Below are 16012 nucleotides of genomic sequence, written 5' to 3'. Positions count from 1 at the left end.
CAACAATAAGGAGGCCATAATAATGGCTGAGCTAGAAAACAAGACGATCGCAATCATTGCTACGAATGACTTTGAAGACTCCGAGCTGACCTCTCCGCTAGAGGCCGTGCAGAAGGCCGGCGCTACCGTAAAGGTTCTGGCGCCTAAGGCCGGCACCATTACGGGCAAGAACGGTACCGAGATTAGCGTTGATGCTACGACCAAGGACTCCGAGGGTGAGACCTTCGACGGCATCATCTTGCCTGGCGGCACCAATAACGCCGACCTCATCCGCCTGGATGAGGCAGCCGTTAGCATCGTGCGCAAGCACATGGGCGAGGACCGCCCCTTGGGCGCTATCTGCCACGGCGGCTGGATTCTAGCCGATGCAGAGGCTCTCAAGGGCCGTACCTTGACGTCCTTCCCGTCCCTGCAGACCGATCTCCGCAATGCAGGTGCTACCTGGGTTGACGAAGAGGTCCACTGCGATCAGGGCTTGGTCTCCTCCCGTACCCCGGACGACCTGCCTGCATTCAACGCTAAGTTGGTCGAAGAGTTTGCAGAGGGTCAGCACTAAACTAGGCAAAAGCCTCAATTACTCCCTACGAGCCAGATGGTGAGAAACCTTCTGGTTCGTAGGGAGATTTTTCGTCTATATGGGCTCCTCGCGTTCGCTAGGGTGGATCAAGGATTTGGTTGAATGTTTAAGGATTCTCGCCGTCTGCTAACCTGTGAACCTAGAAGGGGAGTAGTTCCTACGGCGCTTACTGCGCCGCGATGACTGGTCGACACACTGGCTTAAAGGCCCGGCCACTCAGCATCGAGGCATCGATGCGAACGAGACCTTCGGACTGATTCTGGTTGCCGAAGGGAGAGTAGTAGACCTTGTCTTCTTTAAGTTCTGAGCAGCGTATTTTAGAGCGCTTTATGATGTTGTCCATCGCCGCGGCGGTGGCGACAATTGTCCTGAAATCCTTGGCGGCGTGGCTGACGGGCTCGGTTGGTTTCTTCTCTGATGCCCTCGAATCCCTCGTGAACCTCGTGGCCGCCATCGCGGGTTATTGCGCCTTGCGTATTGCCGCTAAGCCTGCCGATGATAATCACCACTTTGGCCACGGTAAGGCGGAGTATATTTCCGCGTTGGTAGAAGGGGCGATGATTTTCATTGCGGCAGGAGCCATCATCTACACCGCAGTCCAACGCCTTTTTACTCCCCAGCCCGTTGAAGAAGGCGGTTGGGGCTTAGCGCTGTCGCTATTGTCCTCGATACTTAATTTGGGCGTCGGTTTGGCCCTGATTAAGGCGGGCAAGCGCTACCGGTCTGCGACGCTAAATGCGGATGGGCACCACCTGATTACGGATGTGTGGACCTCCGCCGGCGTTCTCGTCGGCATGGCTGCGGTGTATCTTACGGGCTGGTTGTGGCTTGATGCGCTTGTGGCCTTGGCCATTGGCATCAATATCTTGTGGACGGGATTTAAGATTTTGCGCGATTCCGTCAGCAGCCTGCTTTCTGAGGCCCTTCCGCAAGAAGAACAAGATCAAATTTGGGATCTCTTAGCTGAACTGGAAAAAGAAAAGTCCGTGACTTTCACGGATCGGCGTACGGTAGCCTCCGGCAGGCAAAGAATGGTCTACCTGACCATGGAGGTGCCAGCGGACTGGAGCGTGCTCTACTCACACGAGATTGCCGATGACGTCGAAGTCGCCCTCGACGAGCTTTTCGCCGGATGCAGCGTATTTATCCACGTGGAGCCGGCTGGTGTTGCGCATCGCCGCCCACTTCCATTCCGGCAATAAATAAAGGCCCAAGGCCCAAGGCGCTGTGCCCTGGGCCTTTATTTTTGTTTATTAAGCCTTGACGCTTACTTCCTCGTCGGAGTCTTCCTCCATGATGTGCTTGACGCCATTTTCGGCTTCATCCCAGACCTCTTGGTTCTGGATGCCCGCGCGCTTGGCGACGACCGTCGCGCACAATGCCTGACCCGTGACGTTGAGTGCCGTACGTCCCATGTCAATGATGGGCTCAATGGCCAGCAGCAAACCAACGCCGGCCAAAGGGAGGCCCAGCGTGGACAGAGTCAGCGTGAGCATGACTGTCGCGCCAGTGGTACCCGCGGTAGCCGCGGAACCAATAACGGAGACGAAAATGATGAGCAGGTATTGCGTGAAGTCTAGGTCCACGCCATAGAATTGCGCGACGAAAATCGCAGCAACAGCAGGGTAGACAGAGGCGCAGCCATCCATCTTCGTAGTAGCGCCGAGTGGCACTGCGAAGGACGCGTACTCGGTGGGAACGCCTAAGGCGCGTTCGCTGAAGCGTTGCGTTGCGGGCATAACACCCATAGAGGAGCGGGTGACAAAGCCCAAGGACGTTACCGGCCAAATGCGCTTGTAGAAGCCCGTGACCGAGATATTGTTGAACTTCAGTACCGCTGGGTAGACCACGGCGAAGACGATTGCCAGGCCCACATACATTGCCAAGACGAATTTGCCCAGGGAGCCAAGTGCGTCCCAGCCGTAGGTAGCAACTGCCTTACCAATGAGCGCTGCGGTACCAATCGGTGCCAGGCGGATAATCCACCACAGGACCTTCTGGATGACCTTGAGGAAGGACTCCGTAAAGTGCAGGAAGGGATCGGCTGCCTTACCGGTCTGTACGGCGGCAATGCCAATGGCCAAGGAGATAACCAGCAGCTGAAGCGCACCGAAGTTCAGCGATATTTCGCCATCGCTGGCAGAGGCGGTAAGGCCAAAGAAGTTTTGTGGCAGGAGCTGCTCAAAGAAGGCAGTCCACGAACCAACGCTTGACGGATCCTCTGCAGCGGATGCATCGACGCTCGTGCCAGCACCGGGCTTCATGACTAATGCCACGACGATGCCCACGATGACGGAGAAGAACGCCGTAATGGCGAACCACACCAACGTAGAAATGGCCAAGGATGCGGCATTGGCAACCTTGCGCAGGTTAGCTACAGAGGTGACCACCGCGGCGAAGATAAGCGGCGGAACCATGACCTTCAATAGCTGGACATAGGCGCCACCGACACCGCTGAGCAGGTTGGTTAACCACCCTGGATTGTCAGGATCGGTATTCATCCCAGATGCGATCAGTCCTAGGATGAGGCCGATAATAAGGCCCGCAATGACTTGCGCGCCAAACCCCGTTGCCCAGCTAGGAAGTTTGGAGCGAGAGGAAACTTTTTGTGTCATAGAACGTCCTTTAGAAATAAAATGAACAGGTCTGACTATTTGTTGAGTACGGTTCTGTTCAACTTCAACTAGTTTCACTTTATTCCACACGTCAAACCGCAAAGAAAAAGGGTCTCGTTTGCAGCAGGTGAATTGCTTTGACCGCTTTGTAGATAAAGCGGTTCAGTATCCACTCATGCTTTCACCTTCAGCTGCGACCTCCATCCCGCCCTTTATCTCCTCCTCCTGCAACCCCGCGCTTCATCCCTCCTCCTGCAACGCCGCCCTTCGCGCTCACCGCGAGCATCAGCTCGGTTGGCTCGCCTATCTCCCGTGAGCGCGAAGGGAGGGGTAGGGGAGATGAATGGTCGCCCTCGATTTAATACACTGCCCGTCCGCTCGAATTCGTCTTCCTCACCTTCGCGCTCACCGATAGCGCAGCGCCCCGGTGAAAGCCGCTGCCGGTGAGCGCGAAGGGCGGTTGGGTACTACGCGCAAACTAAGAGAACAGCGCTTAATCAAAGCAGCGGGGTACCGTTAGCTGCCATACTGGAATGATGAAGATTCTGGTAACTGCTTTTGATGCCTTTGGCGGCGAAGAGATTAACCCTACAGAACGTGCGCTGGATAGGCTGCCGGATGAAATCCGCGGCGCGCAGATTATTAAGCACCCTGTGCCAACGGTATTCGGTGAAGCACTGAAACAGGCAATTGCTGCGGCCGAGGAAGAAGATGTGGACGCGGTGGTCTGCCTGGGGCAGGCCGGCGGGCGCGGGCATATCACTCCGGAGCGGGTAGGCATCAACTTGGCGGATGCTTCTATTCCGGATAATGCGGGCAACCAGCCAATCGATGAACCAGTGGTTGAAGGTGGCCCAGTCGCATACTTTTCCACTCTGCCGGTGAAGGCGATGGTCGCAGCGATTCAGGAGGCGGATATTCCGGCACGGGTCTCGACCACCGCGGGAACGTTTGTGTGCAACCACCTGCTTTATGGCCTGCTGCACCATTTCAAAGATACGCAGGTAAAAGCAGGCTTTATCCACGTGCCGTTTATTAAGGAGCAGAATAAAGAAAACAGCCCGATGCTGGAGCTCGCGGACGTCGTGCGGGGCGTGGAATGCGCGATCAGCGCAGTTGCGAAAAACGCTTAGGGTCACCTTGCTAGAGAAATTTTCCGCCCAAATATAGATTTAAAGTCATGTCTCGCTTAAGTCCTCTCAACTGGCCGGTGGTGCGCCAGCTGCGTAGCGGCGATCCCTTTGGCAGGGATATCAATACGCAGTCTTCTAAGAGTAAGGAAAAGCACGGGCGCACGGTGGAAGCTGACCGCGTGGTGCAATCCGTGTGCCCATACTGCGCCGTCGGTTGTGCCCAGCGCGTATACGTCAAAGATGACCGGGTCATCCAGATTGAGGGCGATCCAGATTCGCCGATTTCGCGCGGGCGTTTGTGCCCCAAGGGCTCGGCGTCGGAGCAGTTGGTCAACTCCGCAACGCGTTTGACCAAGATTAAATATCGCGCACCGCACTCCACCGAGTGGCAGGAGCTGGATGAAGACACCGCGATGGACATGATCGCGGATCGTTTCTTGGAAGCGCGCCGGAAGGGCTGGCAAGACACCGACGACTCGGGGCGGACGTTGAACCGCACGATGGGTGTCGCTGGCCTTGGTGGCGCGACCTTGGATAACGAGGAAAACTACCTCATCAAGAAGCTTTTTACCGCTGCCGGTGCGGTGCAGCTCGAAAACCAGGCGCGCATATGACACTCCGCCACAGTTCCTAGTTTAGGAACTTCGTTTGGCCGCGGCGGCGCAACCCAACCGCTGCAGGATATGGCGAATGCTGATTGCATCGTCATTGAGGGTTCGAATATGGCCGAGTGCCACCCGGTGGGATTCCAGTGGGTCGTAGAAGCTAAAAAGCGTGGTGCCCGCATTATTCACGTGGATCCGCGGTATACGCGTACCTCTGCGTTCTCCAACCGTCACATTGGTATTCGCGGCGGTACCGACGTGGTGCTGTTGGGTGCGGTCATTAATTACATGCTCCAGAATGAACTGTACTTCCGCGATTATGTCGTGGCATATACCAATGCGCCGATGATCATCTCGGAGGACTACCAGGACACCGAGGAATTGGACGGACTGTTTTCTGGCTATGACCCGGAAACCGGCACGTACGTGACCGATTCGTGGCAGTACGTGCAAAAGCCGGAAGGTTCTTCCTGGAATGTGGAGCGAGATGACACCCTGGAGCACCCGAATTCGGTCTTCCAGATTCTCAAGCGCCACTATGCGCGCTATACCCCTGAGCTGGTAGAAGAAACCTGCGGCATCGCGCAGGAAGACTTCTACTACCTGGCGGATTCCATTGCGCAGAATTCGGATCCGGAACACACCACGTGTTTCGCTTATGCCTTGGGCTTCACCCAGCACACCTTGGGCGCGCAGTTCATCCGTACCGCTGCCATTTTGCAGCTCTTGATGGGCAATGTGGGCCGTCCGGGCTCCGGAATCATGGCCCTGCGCGGGCATGCCTCCATTCAGGGATCCACGGACATCCCGACGCTCTTCCACTCCCTGCCCGGCTACCTGCCCATGCCGAGCGTGGAAAAGCAGACGTGGCCGGAATTCGTGGATGAGATCCGGGATGAGTCCCAAAAGGGCTTCTGGCAGATCGGCGAAAATTACGCCGTGTCCTTGATGAAGTCCTACTGGGGAGACGCGGCGACCAAGGAAAATAACTGGGGCTATGACCTCATGCCGCGCATTTCCGGCGCGCATTCCACCTACGAAACCCTGCAGGCCATGCTTAATGGGCAGGTAGATGGCTACTTCGTCTTTGGCCAGAATCCGGCGGTGGCGCAGTCCAATGGTGGCATGCAACGTCGCGGTTTGGCATCGCTGAAGTGGCTAGTGGTGCGCGATTTCCAGGAAATCGAAACCGCATCGTTCTGGAAGGATGCACCGGAGATTAAAAACGGCGAGTTGAAGACCGAAGACATCGAAACCGAGGTCTTCCTAATGCCCGCAGCCACCCACGTGGAAAAGGCCGGTACCTTTACCCAGACCCAACGCATGCTGCAGTGGCGCTTCCAAGCGGCGCCGCCGCCAGGCGATGCCAAGAGCGAGCTGTGGTTCTTCTACCAGCTGGGCAAGAAGCTGAAGGAACGCCTGCGCGATTCCACTGATCCGCGCGATCTCCCGCTTCAGAAGGTGACGTGGGATTATGCGGAAGATGAGGAAGGTGAGCCGAACTCTGAGGACGTCCTCAAAGAGATCAACGGCTACTACCTGGATGGTCCAAAGAAGGGCGAGCTTTTGCCCACCTTCGTGGAGATGAAGAATGACGGCACGACCTCCGGCGGCTGCTGGATCTACACCGGCGTGTACAAGGACGGCGTTAACCAGTCCGCGCGCAAGGTCCCGGGTTCGGAGCAGAACGAGGTCGCGCCCGAGTGGGGCTGGGTATGGCCTGCTAACCGCCGCATTTTGTACAACCGGGCATCGGCCAAGCCGGATGGCACCCCGTGGTCCGAGCGCAAGAAGTACGTGTGGTGGGACGAGGCCCAGGGCAGGTGGGTAGGTGATGACGTCCCTGACTTCCCAGTGACGAAGTCGCCCGAGTACAAGGCTCCCGCCGATGCCGTCGGTCCGGACGCCCTTGATGGCACGGACGCCTTCATCATGCAGGCGGACGGTCGCGGGTGGCTCTTTGCGCCTTCCGGGCTTTCCGATGGCCCTTTGCCCACCCACTACGAGCCGCAGGAGTCTCCGGTGACCAACGTGCTGTATAAGCAGCAGCAATCGCCGACGCGCTTGACCATCAAGCGCCCGGATAACTTGCAGCGTCCAGAACCGGGCATGCCCGGTGCGGAGGTTTTTCCGTTCGTATTTTCTACCTATCGCCTCACGGAGATGTACACCTCGGGTGCGATGTCGCGCCGTCTGCCTTATCTGGCGGAGCTGCAGCCGGGCCTATTCTGCGAGGTGGATAAGGACTTGGCCGCAAAGCGCGGCTTGGAAAATGGCGAGTGGGCGACGATTATCTCGCCGCGCGGCGTGATTGAGGCGCAGGTCTTGGTCACCGATCGCATGCAGATGCTGAAGATCAATGGGGAAGAATTCCACCAGATTGGCCTGCCCTTCCACTACGGCGAGTCCGAGACCACCGCTGTGGCCGGTGACGGTGCCAACGATCTCTTGGGTCTTACGCTCGAGCCGAATGTGTTCATTCAGAACTCAAAGATCGGCGCCTGCGATATCCAGCCGGGCCGCAGGCCTAGGGGAGAAGGCCGCTTGAAGCTGCTCAAGCAGTATCAGGAGCGGGCGCAGTTGAGCGTTGATTCCGGCAATGATTTGTTGTCGGTTCCTGACTCGTTTACCTATAACCCCGAGCCCGAAAAGCATGGTCAGTTTGGCGCGGATAGTAGTGATGATGAGACGGCAAGCGAAGGCGAAAAAGGTAAGTAAATGACTAATCTACTGACCGAGGACGCGGGCCAGCACGGCTATGATTCCTACCGCCGCATGGCCTTTTTCACCGATACGTCTGTGTGCATCGGCTGCAAGGCCTGCGAGGTGGCGTGTAAGGAATGGAACCGCAACCCGGTAGAGGGATATGACGTCACCGGTAATTCCTATGACAATACCGGCGCCCTGGGCGCCAATACGTGGCGGCACGTAGCCTTTGTGGAACAAAACAATGACCGTATCGAGAAGGCTCGTGAAGAGGGAAAACAGCTTATTTCCCTAGGCATGCCCACCATCGGTGGAAAGCCTGACGAGGTCGATACCACCCCGCCGGATACGGATACGTTCCGGTGGTTGATGTCCTCGGACGTCTGCAAGCACTGCACGCATGCTGGGTGTTTGGATGTGTGCCCAACGGGTGCTCTCTTCCGCACCGAGTTTGGCACCGTGGTCGTCCAAGATGATGTGTGTAATGGCTGCGGAACCTGCGTGGCGGGATGCCCCTTCGGCGTCATCGAACGCCGCGATGACGGCGGGGTGTCGTTGAAATACGATAAGACCGCGACGGTGGATTATCAGGATAATTCGCACGCCGGCATCAACGTGCTCAAAAAGCTCAAGCAGCGCAAGCCCCAAGGCACAGACCATACGCCTGGCGAGGCAATGCCGATTAAGAATGTGGGCGTCGCCCAGAAGTGCACCATGTGCTATGACCGCCTGAAACAGGGCGAGCAGCCGGCCTGTTCCAAGACGTGTCCGACGGATTCCATCCAGTTCGGTACCTATGAGGACATGCTGGCCGCAGCGAAGGATCGCGTGCGCGTCCTGCACGAACAGGGCATAACGGAGGCGCGGCTCTATGGCGCCAATGACAATGATGGCGTGGGCGGAACCGGCTCTATCTTCTTATTGCTGGATTCGCCAGAGGTCTATGGCCTGCCGCCGGACCCGCGCGTGCCCACTGCGGATTTGCCGAACATGTATAAAACCGCGGCCAAGGCCATCGGTGGGATGGCACTCGCCGTGGCGGGTTCCTTTTTGATTGGAGGGCGCAAATGAGCGGTTTTGATGAGTACCGGCCACCGCAACCGGAGCGGCCGAATCGCTACCGTAATTTCGACGGGCCAAAGCGCAAGAAGAAGCGCAAGCGCCCGGGCGCGGGTGCGCAGGATGGCTCCAAAGAGGAGCGGATGGCAGAAGACTTTGAGTTTTCTTCCTACTACGGCAGGCCCGTGGTTAAGGCCCCGCCGTGGGAGTGGCCCATCGGTGGATATTTCTTATTGGGCGGTATAGCCGGCGGATCGGGCCTTTTGGCTACCGGTGCACAGGCCGCAGGCAACGCACCTTTGCGCCGGACCACGCGGGTAGCGGCCTTTGGCGCGGCGGCCGCAGGATCGGTCTTTTTGATTTTGGACCTGGGCCGGCCGGAGCGCGCGTTGAATATGTTCCGCGTCTTCAAGGTGACCTCGCCGATGTCGCTCGGATCGTGGCTGCTCGCGGGCTTTTCCACCGCGGCGGCCATTCCGGCCGTGGTAGAGGTGGATAACGCGACCAAGCGGAGATTTCCGCTGCCGAAGTGGCTGCGCGCGAGCCTGAGCAAGGCCGCGACTCCGGCCGGAGTGATAACCGGTGTGCTCGGTGGCCCACTGGCCGGATATACGGCGGTATTGCTGTCTAATACGTCCAACCCAGTGTGGAATGACATGAAGCGGCACTTGCCCTATGTCTTTGTGTCCTCGGCTTCGGCAGCAGCCTCTGGCCTGGCCATGGTGACCACTCCGGTAAAGCACGCCGGTCCCGCCCGTGCCTTAGGAATGGCAGCTGCGGCCAGCGATATCGCGGCGACGAAGGTGCTTGAAAGCAATATGGAGCCGGAGCCGCGCGAGGAATTGCATCACGGAACGCCGGGAAAGCTCATGCGCGCCTCGGAATACTTGATTGCCGCTGGCGGGGTGGGCAGTGCGGTGGCGGCGGCGAAGTCCCGCGCCGTGTCTGTGGCCGTGGGCCTATCATTGCTTGCCGGATCCGCGTGCACGCGCTTTGGCGTGCTCAACGCGGGCCTTGAAGCGGTCAAGAACCCGGCCACCACGATGGGCCCGCAAAAGCGCCGCGCGGAGCGGCGCCGGCGCGAGCAGGGTCTTGCCACCGACGTGCTCAGCGCAGGCTAGCGAGGGCTGGCCAGGCTTAGTCGAGGTTGGCAAAGGAATCGGCGAGCTCTTCGCCGATCTCCTGCATGCGCGATTGCTCCGCCTCTAAGGACTCGGAATCGCGGTGGAGATAGTAGTTGACCGCCGCGTCATGGACCGTGGTCACGCAGGTGGTCGAGATGGCATCCTCGACCGCCCAGGCCGAGCAATAAAAATGCCGGTCCGCTGCGGTGAAATCGAATGGTTTGTACTCATTTCCCGCGCGGCCTTGGGCGGCATTTTGCTTATCGATGTCCTCATTGACCAGTTCCAAGTAGCGCTCTGCCGCCGCATCTGGGTCATCGGGGCATACGGCCTCGTTATCGGACTCGTATTTCGTGCCCAGTACGCTAACCTTCTCCGGCGAGTCGCCGCCGTAGAGCACGGAGAAGGAGTCATTCTCATCGCTGGTGGAATCGGGATCCTGGTTAGCGCCGATGAGGGTGTCTGGCAGGGAAGTGCGCAGTTCCGATAATTCGATGGGCGAGCAGCTGCGGTTGGTACTCTCGTCGGCGCAGGCGACAAGGCCCGCGCCGAGGGCGAGGGTGGCAAGGGGAAGGCTAAAAATGCGGTGATTCATCTTAGGAAATGGTGATGTTGGCATCGTTAGAAAGCGGGTTAGTGCGACCGATGACCGGGTAGCCTGGGACCTCGCCGATGATGAGGAGGCCGCCGGAAGTTTGGGCATCGGCAAGCAGCACTAGCTCTTCTTCCGTAAGGGAGGAGGGCTGCAGGTGTGGGCGCACCCAATCCAGGTTGCGGCGGGAGCCGCCCGGGATAAAGCCTTCCGCGAGGGCATCGGTGGCGCCGTCCACGGTGGGCACGGCGGAAAGGTCCAGCTCGGCCGACACCCCGGAGGCGCGGCACATCTTGTACAGGTGGCCCAGTAACCCGAAGCCAGTGACATCGGTGGCCGCGCGCGCACCGGCGGCAACCGCATCCTGGGCGGCCTGGCGGTTGAGCGCGGTCATGGAATCGATGGCTGCTTGGGATACCTCGCCGGTGGCCTTGTGCTTATTATTCAAAATGCCCACGCCGATGGGCTTGGTCAGCGTAATGGGCAGGCCGGCCTCCGCGGCATCGTTGCGCATGAGTTTTTCGGGATCGCCGATGCCCGTCGCCGCCATGCCGTACAGCGGCTCTGGGGCGGTAATAGAGTGGCCGCCGGTAATGGAAATGCCCGCCTCGGTGGCTTTATCCATGCCGCCGCGCAGCACCTCGCGCAGGACGTCCAACCCAAGCTTTTCATTGGGCCAGCCCACGAGGTTGATGGCGGTAATGGGGGTGCCACCCATAGCGTAGACATCGGATAGCGCATTGGCTGCGGCGATCTGGCCCCAGGTATAGGGATCATTGACCATGGGGGTGAAAAAGTCCGCGGTGGAAATCACGGCGAGGCCGTTGTCGATCTTGACTGCTGCAGCATCATCGCCATCGTCGAGGCCGACCAGGACATTGGGATCGGCCTTACCGATGAGCCCTTCTACCGCCGATTCCAATTCCCCGGCGGGAATCTTGCAGGCGCAGCCGCCACCGGCGGCGAAAGAGGTTAAATTAATCTGCTCGGTCATGCTGGTCATTTTACCCGCCGGAAAGTGGTGGGGCGGCGGCGGTGGGCTGCGCGGGGGATCTGTAAAGTAGCCAGGCGGAGGCGTACGTGTCCTGGTGGGCGCCCCGGTCTTCAAAACCGGTGAGGCCGAGCATCTCGGTCTGGCAGGTTCGATTCCTGTCCGTCTCCGCCATACGCGCGCAAGGAGGAAAACGAGTGCCGAGCCATCACGCTGGTCGCCCCGCGAATAATGCCCGTGATCCCCGCCGGAATTTACCCCGCATGGATGAGCTTTTGCGGCTCCCCGCAGTAGAAAGCGCGCGGGAGATAATCGCAGAACACGCCGTCCGCGCAACGATTAAAGGAGTGCTGTCCGCCGCCCGGCGCGGGGAGGTGCCCGTTACCGGCGTAGAAGAAGAAATAGCGCGAAGGCTGGCTGACCACAGCACCCATTCCTTGCAGCCGGTCATCAACGCCACCGGCGTCATCATCCATACAAACTTGGGCCGCGCCCCGCTGCCAGAGGCTGCGATAGCCGCGCTGCAGGACGCGGCCGGATATACCGACGTGGAAATGGACTTAGACACCGGGCGGCGCTCGTCCCGGCGCGGCGCCGGTGCCACCCAGGCCCTATTGGCGGCCTGCCCCGGCGCGGAGGATGCACTGGTGGTCAATAACGGTGCGGCGGCCCTATTGCTGGCCACGGCCGCGTTGGCCCCGGGCAAGGAGATCATCATCTCGCGCGGCGAGCTCATTGAAATCGGCGCGGGGTTCCGCCTACCGGAGCTGATTGAATCCACCGCGACGCGCCTGCGGGAGGTAGGCGCGACCAACCGGACGCACCTTAACGATTATGAACGCGCGCTGGGGGAGGAGACCGGCGCGATTTTGAAGGTGCACCCGTCCAATTTTCGGATTGAAGGTTTTAGCTCCTCTGTGGGCGTGGGCGAGTTGGCGCAGCTGGCGAAGAAACAAGACACGAACCTTATCGTGGATCTCGGCTCAGGCTTGCTCACCCATGATCCGGTCCTGCCAGACGAGCCCGATATTCACGCGCAGCTCAAGGCCGGGGCGGATATTGTCATCGCCTCGGGCGATAAGCTGTTGGGCGGGCCGCAGGCCGGGATCCTGTTGGGCACTAAGGGCGCGATTGCGGCGGTGAAGAAGCACCCGTTGGCGCGGGCGGTGCGCATCGATAAGCTGCGGCTCAATGCCTTGGAAGCAGCGATCACAACGCCTGCCAATGCGGTGCAGCAGGCGCTCCACCTTGACCCGGCGTGCCACCGCGCGCGCACCGAGGCCATCGCCGCGGCGGTGGGCGGCGAGGTTGTCGACCACGCAGGCCGCGTGGGCGGGGGAGGAGCCCCCGAGTACCCGCTGCCCGGCGTTGCGGTATCCCTGCCGGAGGAACTGGCACCAAAGCTGCGCCAGCACACCCCGCCGGTGGTGGCGCGCCAGCACCAGGGCCGCTGCCTCATCGACGTGCGCTGCGTGCCCGAGACCCAGGATGAGGTTCTCATCGCGGCCATCCGGGCGGTGATGTAGATGTACGTTATCGCGACCGCCGGCCACGTGGATCACGGCAAATCCAGCCTGGTGCGCGCCTTAACGGATATGGATCCGGATAGGTGGGCCGAAGAAAAGCGCCGCGGGCTCACTATTGACCTGGGCTTTGTGTGGACGGCGCTGCCCTCTGGTGCGGACGTGGCGTTTGTCGATGTCCCCGGCCACGAAAAGTTCTTTGGCAATATGCTCGCCGGTGTAGGCCCGGCCTCCGTGGTGCTCTTCGTGGTTGCCGCGGACGAGGGCTGGCAGGCCCAATCCACCGACCACCGCGATGCGCTGCACGCGCTGGGTATCGAGCACGGGATTATCGCCCTGACCCGCAGCGACCGCGCCGATGAAAAGCGCCGCGCGGAGGTCGCCGCTCAAGTGCGCACGCAGTTTTCTGCCACGCCGCTTGCCGATGCCCCCATTATCCCCGTCTCCTCCCACACCGGCGAAGGCCTGGCGGAACTGGGCGCGGCGCTGGATGAACTGGTGGCCCAAGTGCCCGCACCCGACACAGACGCCCCGGTGCGCCTGTGGATCGACCGCGCCTTTAGCGTCAAGGGCGCGGGAACCGTGGTGACCGGGACGCTGAGTGCTGGCACGCTGCGCACCGGCGATACCTTGGTGCTTTCCACCGCGGCAGGGGACAACCGCGTGGAGATCCGCGGCTTGCACAGCGAAAATACCGCGCAGGAATCCTTGGGCCCCGTAACACGTGCCGCAGTTAACCTGCGCGGGGTTGATGCCGCCGATATCCACCGCGGTGACCTGCTGCTTAGCCCAGGTGCGTGGCGCGCTATCGATACCGTAGACGTCCACCGCACCTTTGGCACCGCACTTGATGAACTGCCCGATAACCTCGTGGTCCACTGCGGTACCGCCGGAGTAGAAGCGCACCTGCGGCCGCTATCAGCGGATTTTGCCCGCCTGCGCCTATCGCGCGCTATGCCGCTGGTCATCCTGGATCGCCTTGTCGTCCGCAGCCCCGGTGGCCGCCATGTCAGCGCCGGCGTGGAGGTCATCGACGTGCGCCCGCCGGAGCTATATCGCCGCGGTGCCGCCCGCAAGCGTGCCGAGGCATTGGCGGAGCACACCTCTTTCCGCAATCCTTCCTCCTACCTGCAGCGTGTGGGCTATGCCCGGCGCGCGGACCTGGAACTCGATGGTTATGACACCGATGCCACGCCGTCGGGCATCATTAACTTTCAACAGTGGTGGATTGCCGCCCGCCAGGTAACGCGCTGGAAAGAAGCGCTGACTACCGCGCTGCAGGAGCACGCCGCGGCCAATCCGCTCGCACCGGGCATGCCGCGCAAGGCGGCACTCGATGCCTTGGGACTTAAGGAAGAGGGGCTGCTGCGCCTAGCGGTGGCCGCTGCCCACGCGGAAGAATCCGAAGGCCTTATCCGCCTGCCGGGCCACACCGTGGATCTTGGCGCCGCCGAGCCTGGCGTGGCTAAATTGGAGCGCAGGTTAGAAACTGAACCCTTTGCCGCACCGGAGGCATACGATCTTAAAGAGCTGGGACTGAGCGAGAAAGAACTGGCCGCCGCCGAGCGGGCCGGGCGCCTATTACGCCTGAAAGACGGGATCATCCTCTTACCGGACGCGCCGGGCAAGGCACGGGAGCACCTCTCACAACTCGAGCAGCCCTTCACCCTGTCCGCCGCCCGCCAAGCGCTAGGGACCACCCGCCGGGTGGCCATCCCGCTGCTGGAATACCTCGATGCCCACGGCATTACCCGCCGCGGCGAAGGCGGCAAGCGCACACTGCGCTAAGCAAACGTGTCCGATCTATTTGCGGTGATTTCCGCCGCGCGGGCGGGACTGCTCGCGCGCCACGCGCCGGGCACGCACGCGGGCGGATTCGGAAGAAAAGCGGCCCGGTTCCTCCGCGACGGGAAGTGCGCGCCAGCTCAGGTTTTGTGAGCCCGGCATGGATGAGACCAAGTCGGCCAAGCCACTGCTAGCGGGTGGTGCTGCGGCCTCATCGTTGTCGCGAGCACGAGGCGCCGGCGGGGTGGGAGATGCCTTTTCTTCTTTGTCTATGCCTACCGTGGCGCCGTCCTCTGGGGCAGCACTGTCCTCTGCGGCAGCGCCGTTCTCCGAGGTAGCGCTGGGCGTCGCGGGCGGGGCTTCTGCAGAACCTGTGGTTGCCGTGGCCGCGTCGGTATTGGGACTGACCGGGCGCCGCGTGCCTGTGGGAAGATCGCCGGCGATGTCAGCGGACTCCAGCGCGAACTCCCACTCCTCGGGCGGAGCTGGGGTGGCCCGGTGGGACGTAGTGGCACCAGGAAGCGCGGTGCGGCCAGACGGCACCCGCAGGGGTGGCACCGCCGGGGAGAATAATTCGCTATCTGGGGAATCCGCTGCGGGGATATCGACCGCGATCATCCCACCGGCGCTATACGCACGGGCGGCCATCGTGGTACCGGCTTCTTGCGCCGCCGCATACGCGGTGCGCAGGCCAGGCAACTGGCTCAACGCGCCGCACGGGCCGAGCACAGTATCGCCGCAGGCGGCCACGACGGCATCATCGATGACTTTGAGTGTGACAAAGAACTGCTGCGTTTCAAAGTGAGATAGCTGCGACTCGGTCAGGTCGCCCGCCGCAGTATCAACGACTGCACCGTGGCCGCCGGCGAGCAACGCCGATTCGGCCGGCTGGTCATTGACCGGCACCATCCACGGCCACAGCCCGAGGGAGACGGCAACCTCGAGTTCGCCGTCAACAATGCCGACCGTGGCTACTGTCTGCGGGGTGGCTTGCGATGCCTTCAACCGGTGCAGGTCCGGGTATTCGGCTGCCTCTACCTCATCGAGAAACCCGATGAAGCCAAACTCCGAACGCACCCGCCAGCCGTTGGAGTAGGTATCGGGCTCTAGAGAGACATCGATAAGCGCGGGCTGACTACCCATACCGGGGATGCTGAGCACCGTGCCGGAGATAACATGTTCCAATATAGCGACGTGTTCGACGCCGAAGTAGCTGGTAGCAAGCGGGTAAGGCACCATAGGAAGACAGTAACTCCAAAGCTTCAAAGCGGGGCGTAACGTACGGGTTTCATTTTACGCATG

At 60.6% G+C, this 16012-nt stretch carries 12 protein-coding genes and 1 tRNA gene; 9 read left to right on the top strand and 4 right to left on the bottom strand.

The genetic code is table 11. The features are described 5' to 3' along the window. The first annotated feature begins 22 nt into the window (after positions 1–22). Both ABRP64_RS00775 and ABRP64_RS00770 read left to right on the top strand, forming a co-directional pair. Positions 23–556 (top strand): type 1 glutamine amidotransferase domain-containing protein, encoded by a 534-nt coding sequence (locus tag ABRP64_RS00775; protein ID WP_284769932.1) that lies wholly within the window; start codon positions 23–25, stop codon positions 554–556. Positions 557–864: 308 nt separating this feature from the next. Continuing rightward, positions 865–1779, top strand: coding sequence for a cation diffusion facilitator family transporter (locus tag ABRP64_RS00770; RefSeq protein WP_458778592.1), 915 nt, complete (start codon positions 865–867; stop codon positions 1777–1779). A gap of 51 nt (positions 1780–1830) precedes the next feature. On the opposite strand, the gene ABRP64_RS00765 is transcribed toward ABRP64_RS00770, so the two are convergent. After that, entirely contained in the window at positions 1831–3192 is a 1362-nt protein-coding gene (locus ABRP64_RS00765) for a dicarboxylate/amino acid:cation symporter (RefSeq protein WP_284850345.1), read from the bottom strand. 536 nt (positions 3193–3728) lie between these two features. Between ABRP64_RS00765 and pcp the strand changes: the two genes are divergently transcribed. The 4 genes from pcp to nrfD are packed head-to-tail and all read left to right on the top strand — an operon-like array spanning position 3729 to position 9816. After that, positions 3729–4325, top strand: a complete 597-nt coding sequence (gene pcp, locus ABRP64_RS00760; protein WP_349865083.1) for a pyroglutamyl-peptidase I — start codon at positions 3729–3731, stop codon at positions 4323–4325. A gap of 47 nt (positions 4326–4372) precedes the next feature. Further along, positions 4373–7648, top strand: a complete 3276-nt coding sequence (fdnG, locus tag ABRP64_RS00755) for a formate dehydrogenase-N subunit alpha (RefSeq protein ID WP_349865081.1) — start codon at positions 4373–4375, stop codon at positions 7646–7648. Next, complete coding sequence (locus ABRP64_RS00750) at positions 7649–8707, top strand: 4Fe-4S dicluster domain-containing protein (protein WP_284796300.1); 1059 nt, start codon at positions 7649–7651, stop codon at positions 8705–8707. Next, a complete protein-coding gene (gene nrfD / locus ABRP64_RS00745) occupies positions 8704–9816 on the top strand; it encodes an NrfD/PsrC family molybdoenzyme membrane anchor subunit (RefSeq protein WP_349865079.1) in 1113 nt (370 codons plus the stop codon). The genes ABRP64_RS00750 and nrfD overlap by 4 nt, the downstream gene beginning before the upstream one ends. A 16-nt stretch (positions 9817–9832) precedes the next feature. Here nrfD and ABRP64_RS00740 read toward each other — a convergent pair whose 3' ends face one another. Both ABRP64_RS00740 and selD read right to left on the bottom strand, forming a co-directional pair. Continuing rightward, positions 9833–10414: a hypothetical protein gene (locus ABRP64_RS00740; protein ID WP_349865077.1), complete on the bottom strand. Its 582-nt coding sequence runs from the start codon at positions 10412–10414 to the stop codon at positions 9833–9835. 1 nt (position 10415) lies between these two features. Then, positions 10416–11405 carry a selenide, water dikinase SelD gene (gene selD / locus ABRP64_RS00735; RefSeq protein WP_349865075.1) on the bottom strand — a complete coding sequence of 330 codons (990 nt, stop codon included), beginning with the start codon at positions 11403–11405 and terminating at the stop codon, positions 10416–10418. A gap of 76 nt (positions 11406–11481) precedes the next feature. Between selD and ABRP64_RS00730 the strand changes: the two genes are divergently transcribed. The 3 genes from ABRP64_RS00730 (at position 11482) to selB (ending at position 14713) form a co-directional block, all read left to right on the top strand. Beyond that, positions 11482–11576 (top strand) — tRNA-Sec (locus ABRP64_RS00730). Positions 11577–11599: 23 nt separating this feature from the next. Continuing rightward, positions 11600–12928: an L-seryl-tRNA(Sec) selenium transferase gene (gene selA, locus ABRP64_RS00725; protein WP_349838823.1), complete on the top strand. Its 1329-nt coding sequence runs from the start codon at positions 11600–11602 to the stop codon at positions 12926–12928. Continuing rightward, positions 12929–14713 carry a selenocysteine-specific translation elongation factor gene (gene selB / locus ABRP64_RS00720; protein WP_349865073.1) on the top strand — a complete coding sequence of 595 codons (1785 nt, stop codon included), beginning with the start codon at positions 12929–12931 and terminating at the stop codon, positions 14711–14713. Between the two features lie 15 nt (positions 14714–14728). On the opposite strand, the gene ABRP64_RS00715 is transcribed toward selB, so the two are convergent. Further along, positions 14729–15949: a hypothetical protein gene (locus tag ABRP64_RS00715; RefSeq protein WP_349865071.1), complete on the bottom strand. Its 1221-nt coding sequence runs from the start codon at positions 15947–15949 to the stop codon at positions 14729–14731. Positions 15950–16012 lie beyond the last annotated feature (63 nt).

Origin of the sequence: Corynebacterium sp. KPL4015, from assembly GCF_040225725.1 — a bacterium.
Classification (GTDB): domain Bacteria; phylum Actinomycetota; class Actinomycetes; order Mycobacteriales; family Mycobacteriaceae; genus Corynebacterium; species Corynebacterium rhinophilum.
The sequence above is the reverse complement of the archived record's forward strand: the minus strand, read 5'-3'. Positions and strand labels throughout refer to the sequence as shown.

What these genes read in the sequence shown, in the direction of transcription:
- ABRP64_RS00765 (WP_284850345.1), bottom strand. Translation starts at nt 3,192, where the DNA reads ATGACACAAAAAGTTTCCTCTCGCTCCAAACTTCCTAGCTGGGCAACG.
- nrfD (WP_349865079.1), top strand. Translation starts at nt 8,704, where the DNA reads ATGAGCGGTTTTGATGAGTACCGGCCACCGCAACCGGAGCGGCCGAAT.
- pcp (WP_349865083.1), top strand. Translation starts at nt 3,729, where the DNA reads ATGAAGATTCTGGTAACTGCTTTTGATGCCTTTGGCGGCGAAGAGATT.
- selD (WP_349865075.1), bottom strand. Translation starts at nt 11,405, where the DNA reads ATGACCGAGCAGATTAATTTAACCTCTTTCGCCGCCGGTGGCGGCTGC.
- ABRP64_RS00740 (WP_349865077.1), bottom strand. Translation starts at nt 10,414, where the DNA reads ATGAATCACCGCATTTTTAGCCTTCCCCTTGCCACCCTCGCCCTCGGC.
- ABRP64_RS00750 (WP_284796300.1), top strand. Translation starts at nt 7,649, where the DNA reads ATGACTAATCTACTGACCGAGGACGCGGGCCAGCACGGCTATGATTCC.
- selB (WP_349865073.1), top strand. Translation starts at nt 12,929, where the DNA reads ATGTACGTTATCGCGACCGCCGGCCACGTGGATCACGGCAAATCCAGC.
- ABRP64_RS00715 (WP_349865071.1), bottom strand. Translation starts at nt 15,949, where the DNA reads ATGGTGCCTTACCCGCTTGCTACCAGCTACTTCGGCGTCGAACACGTC.
- ABRP64_RS00775 (WP_284769932.1), top strand. Translation starts at nt 23, where the DNA reads ATGGCTGAGCTAGAAAACAAGACGATCGCAATCATTGCTACGAATGAC.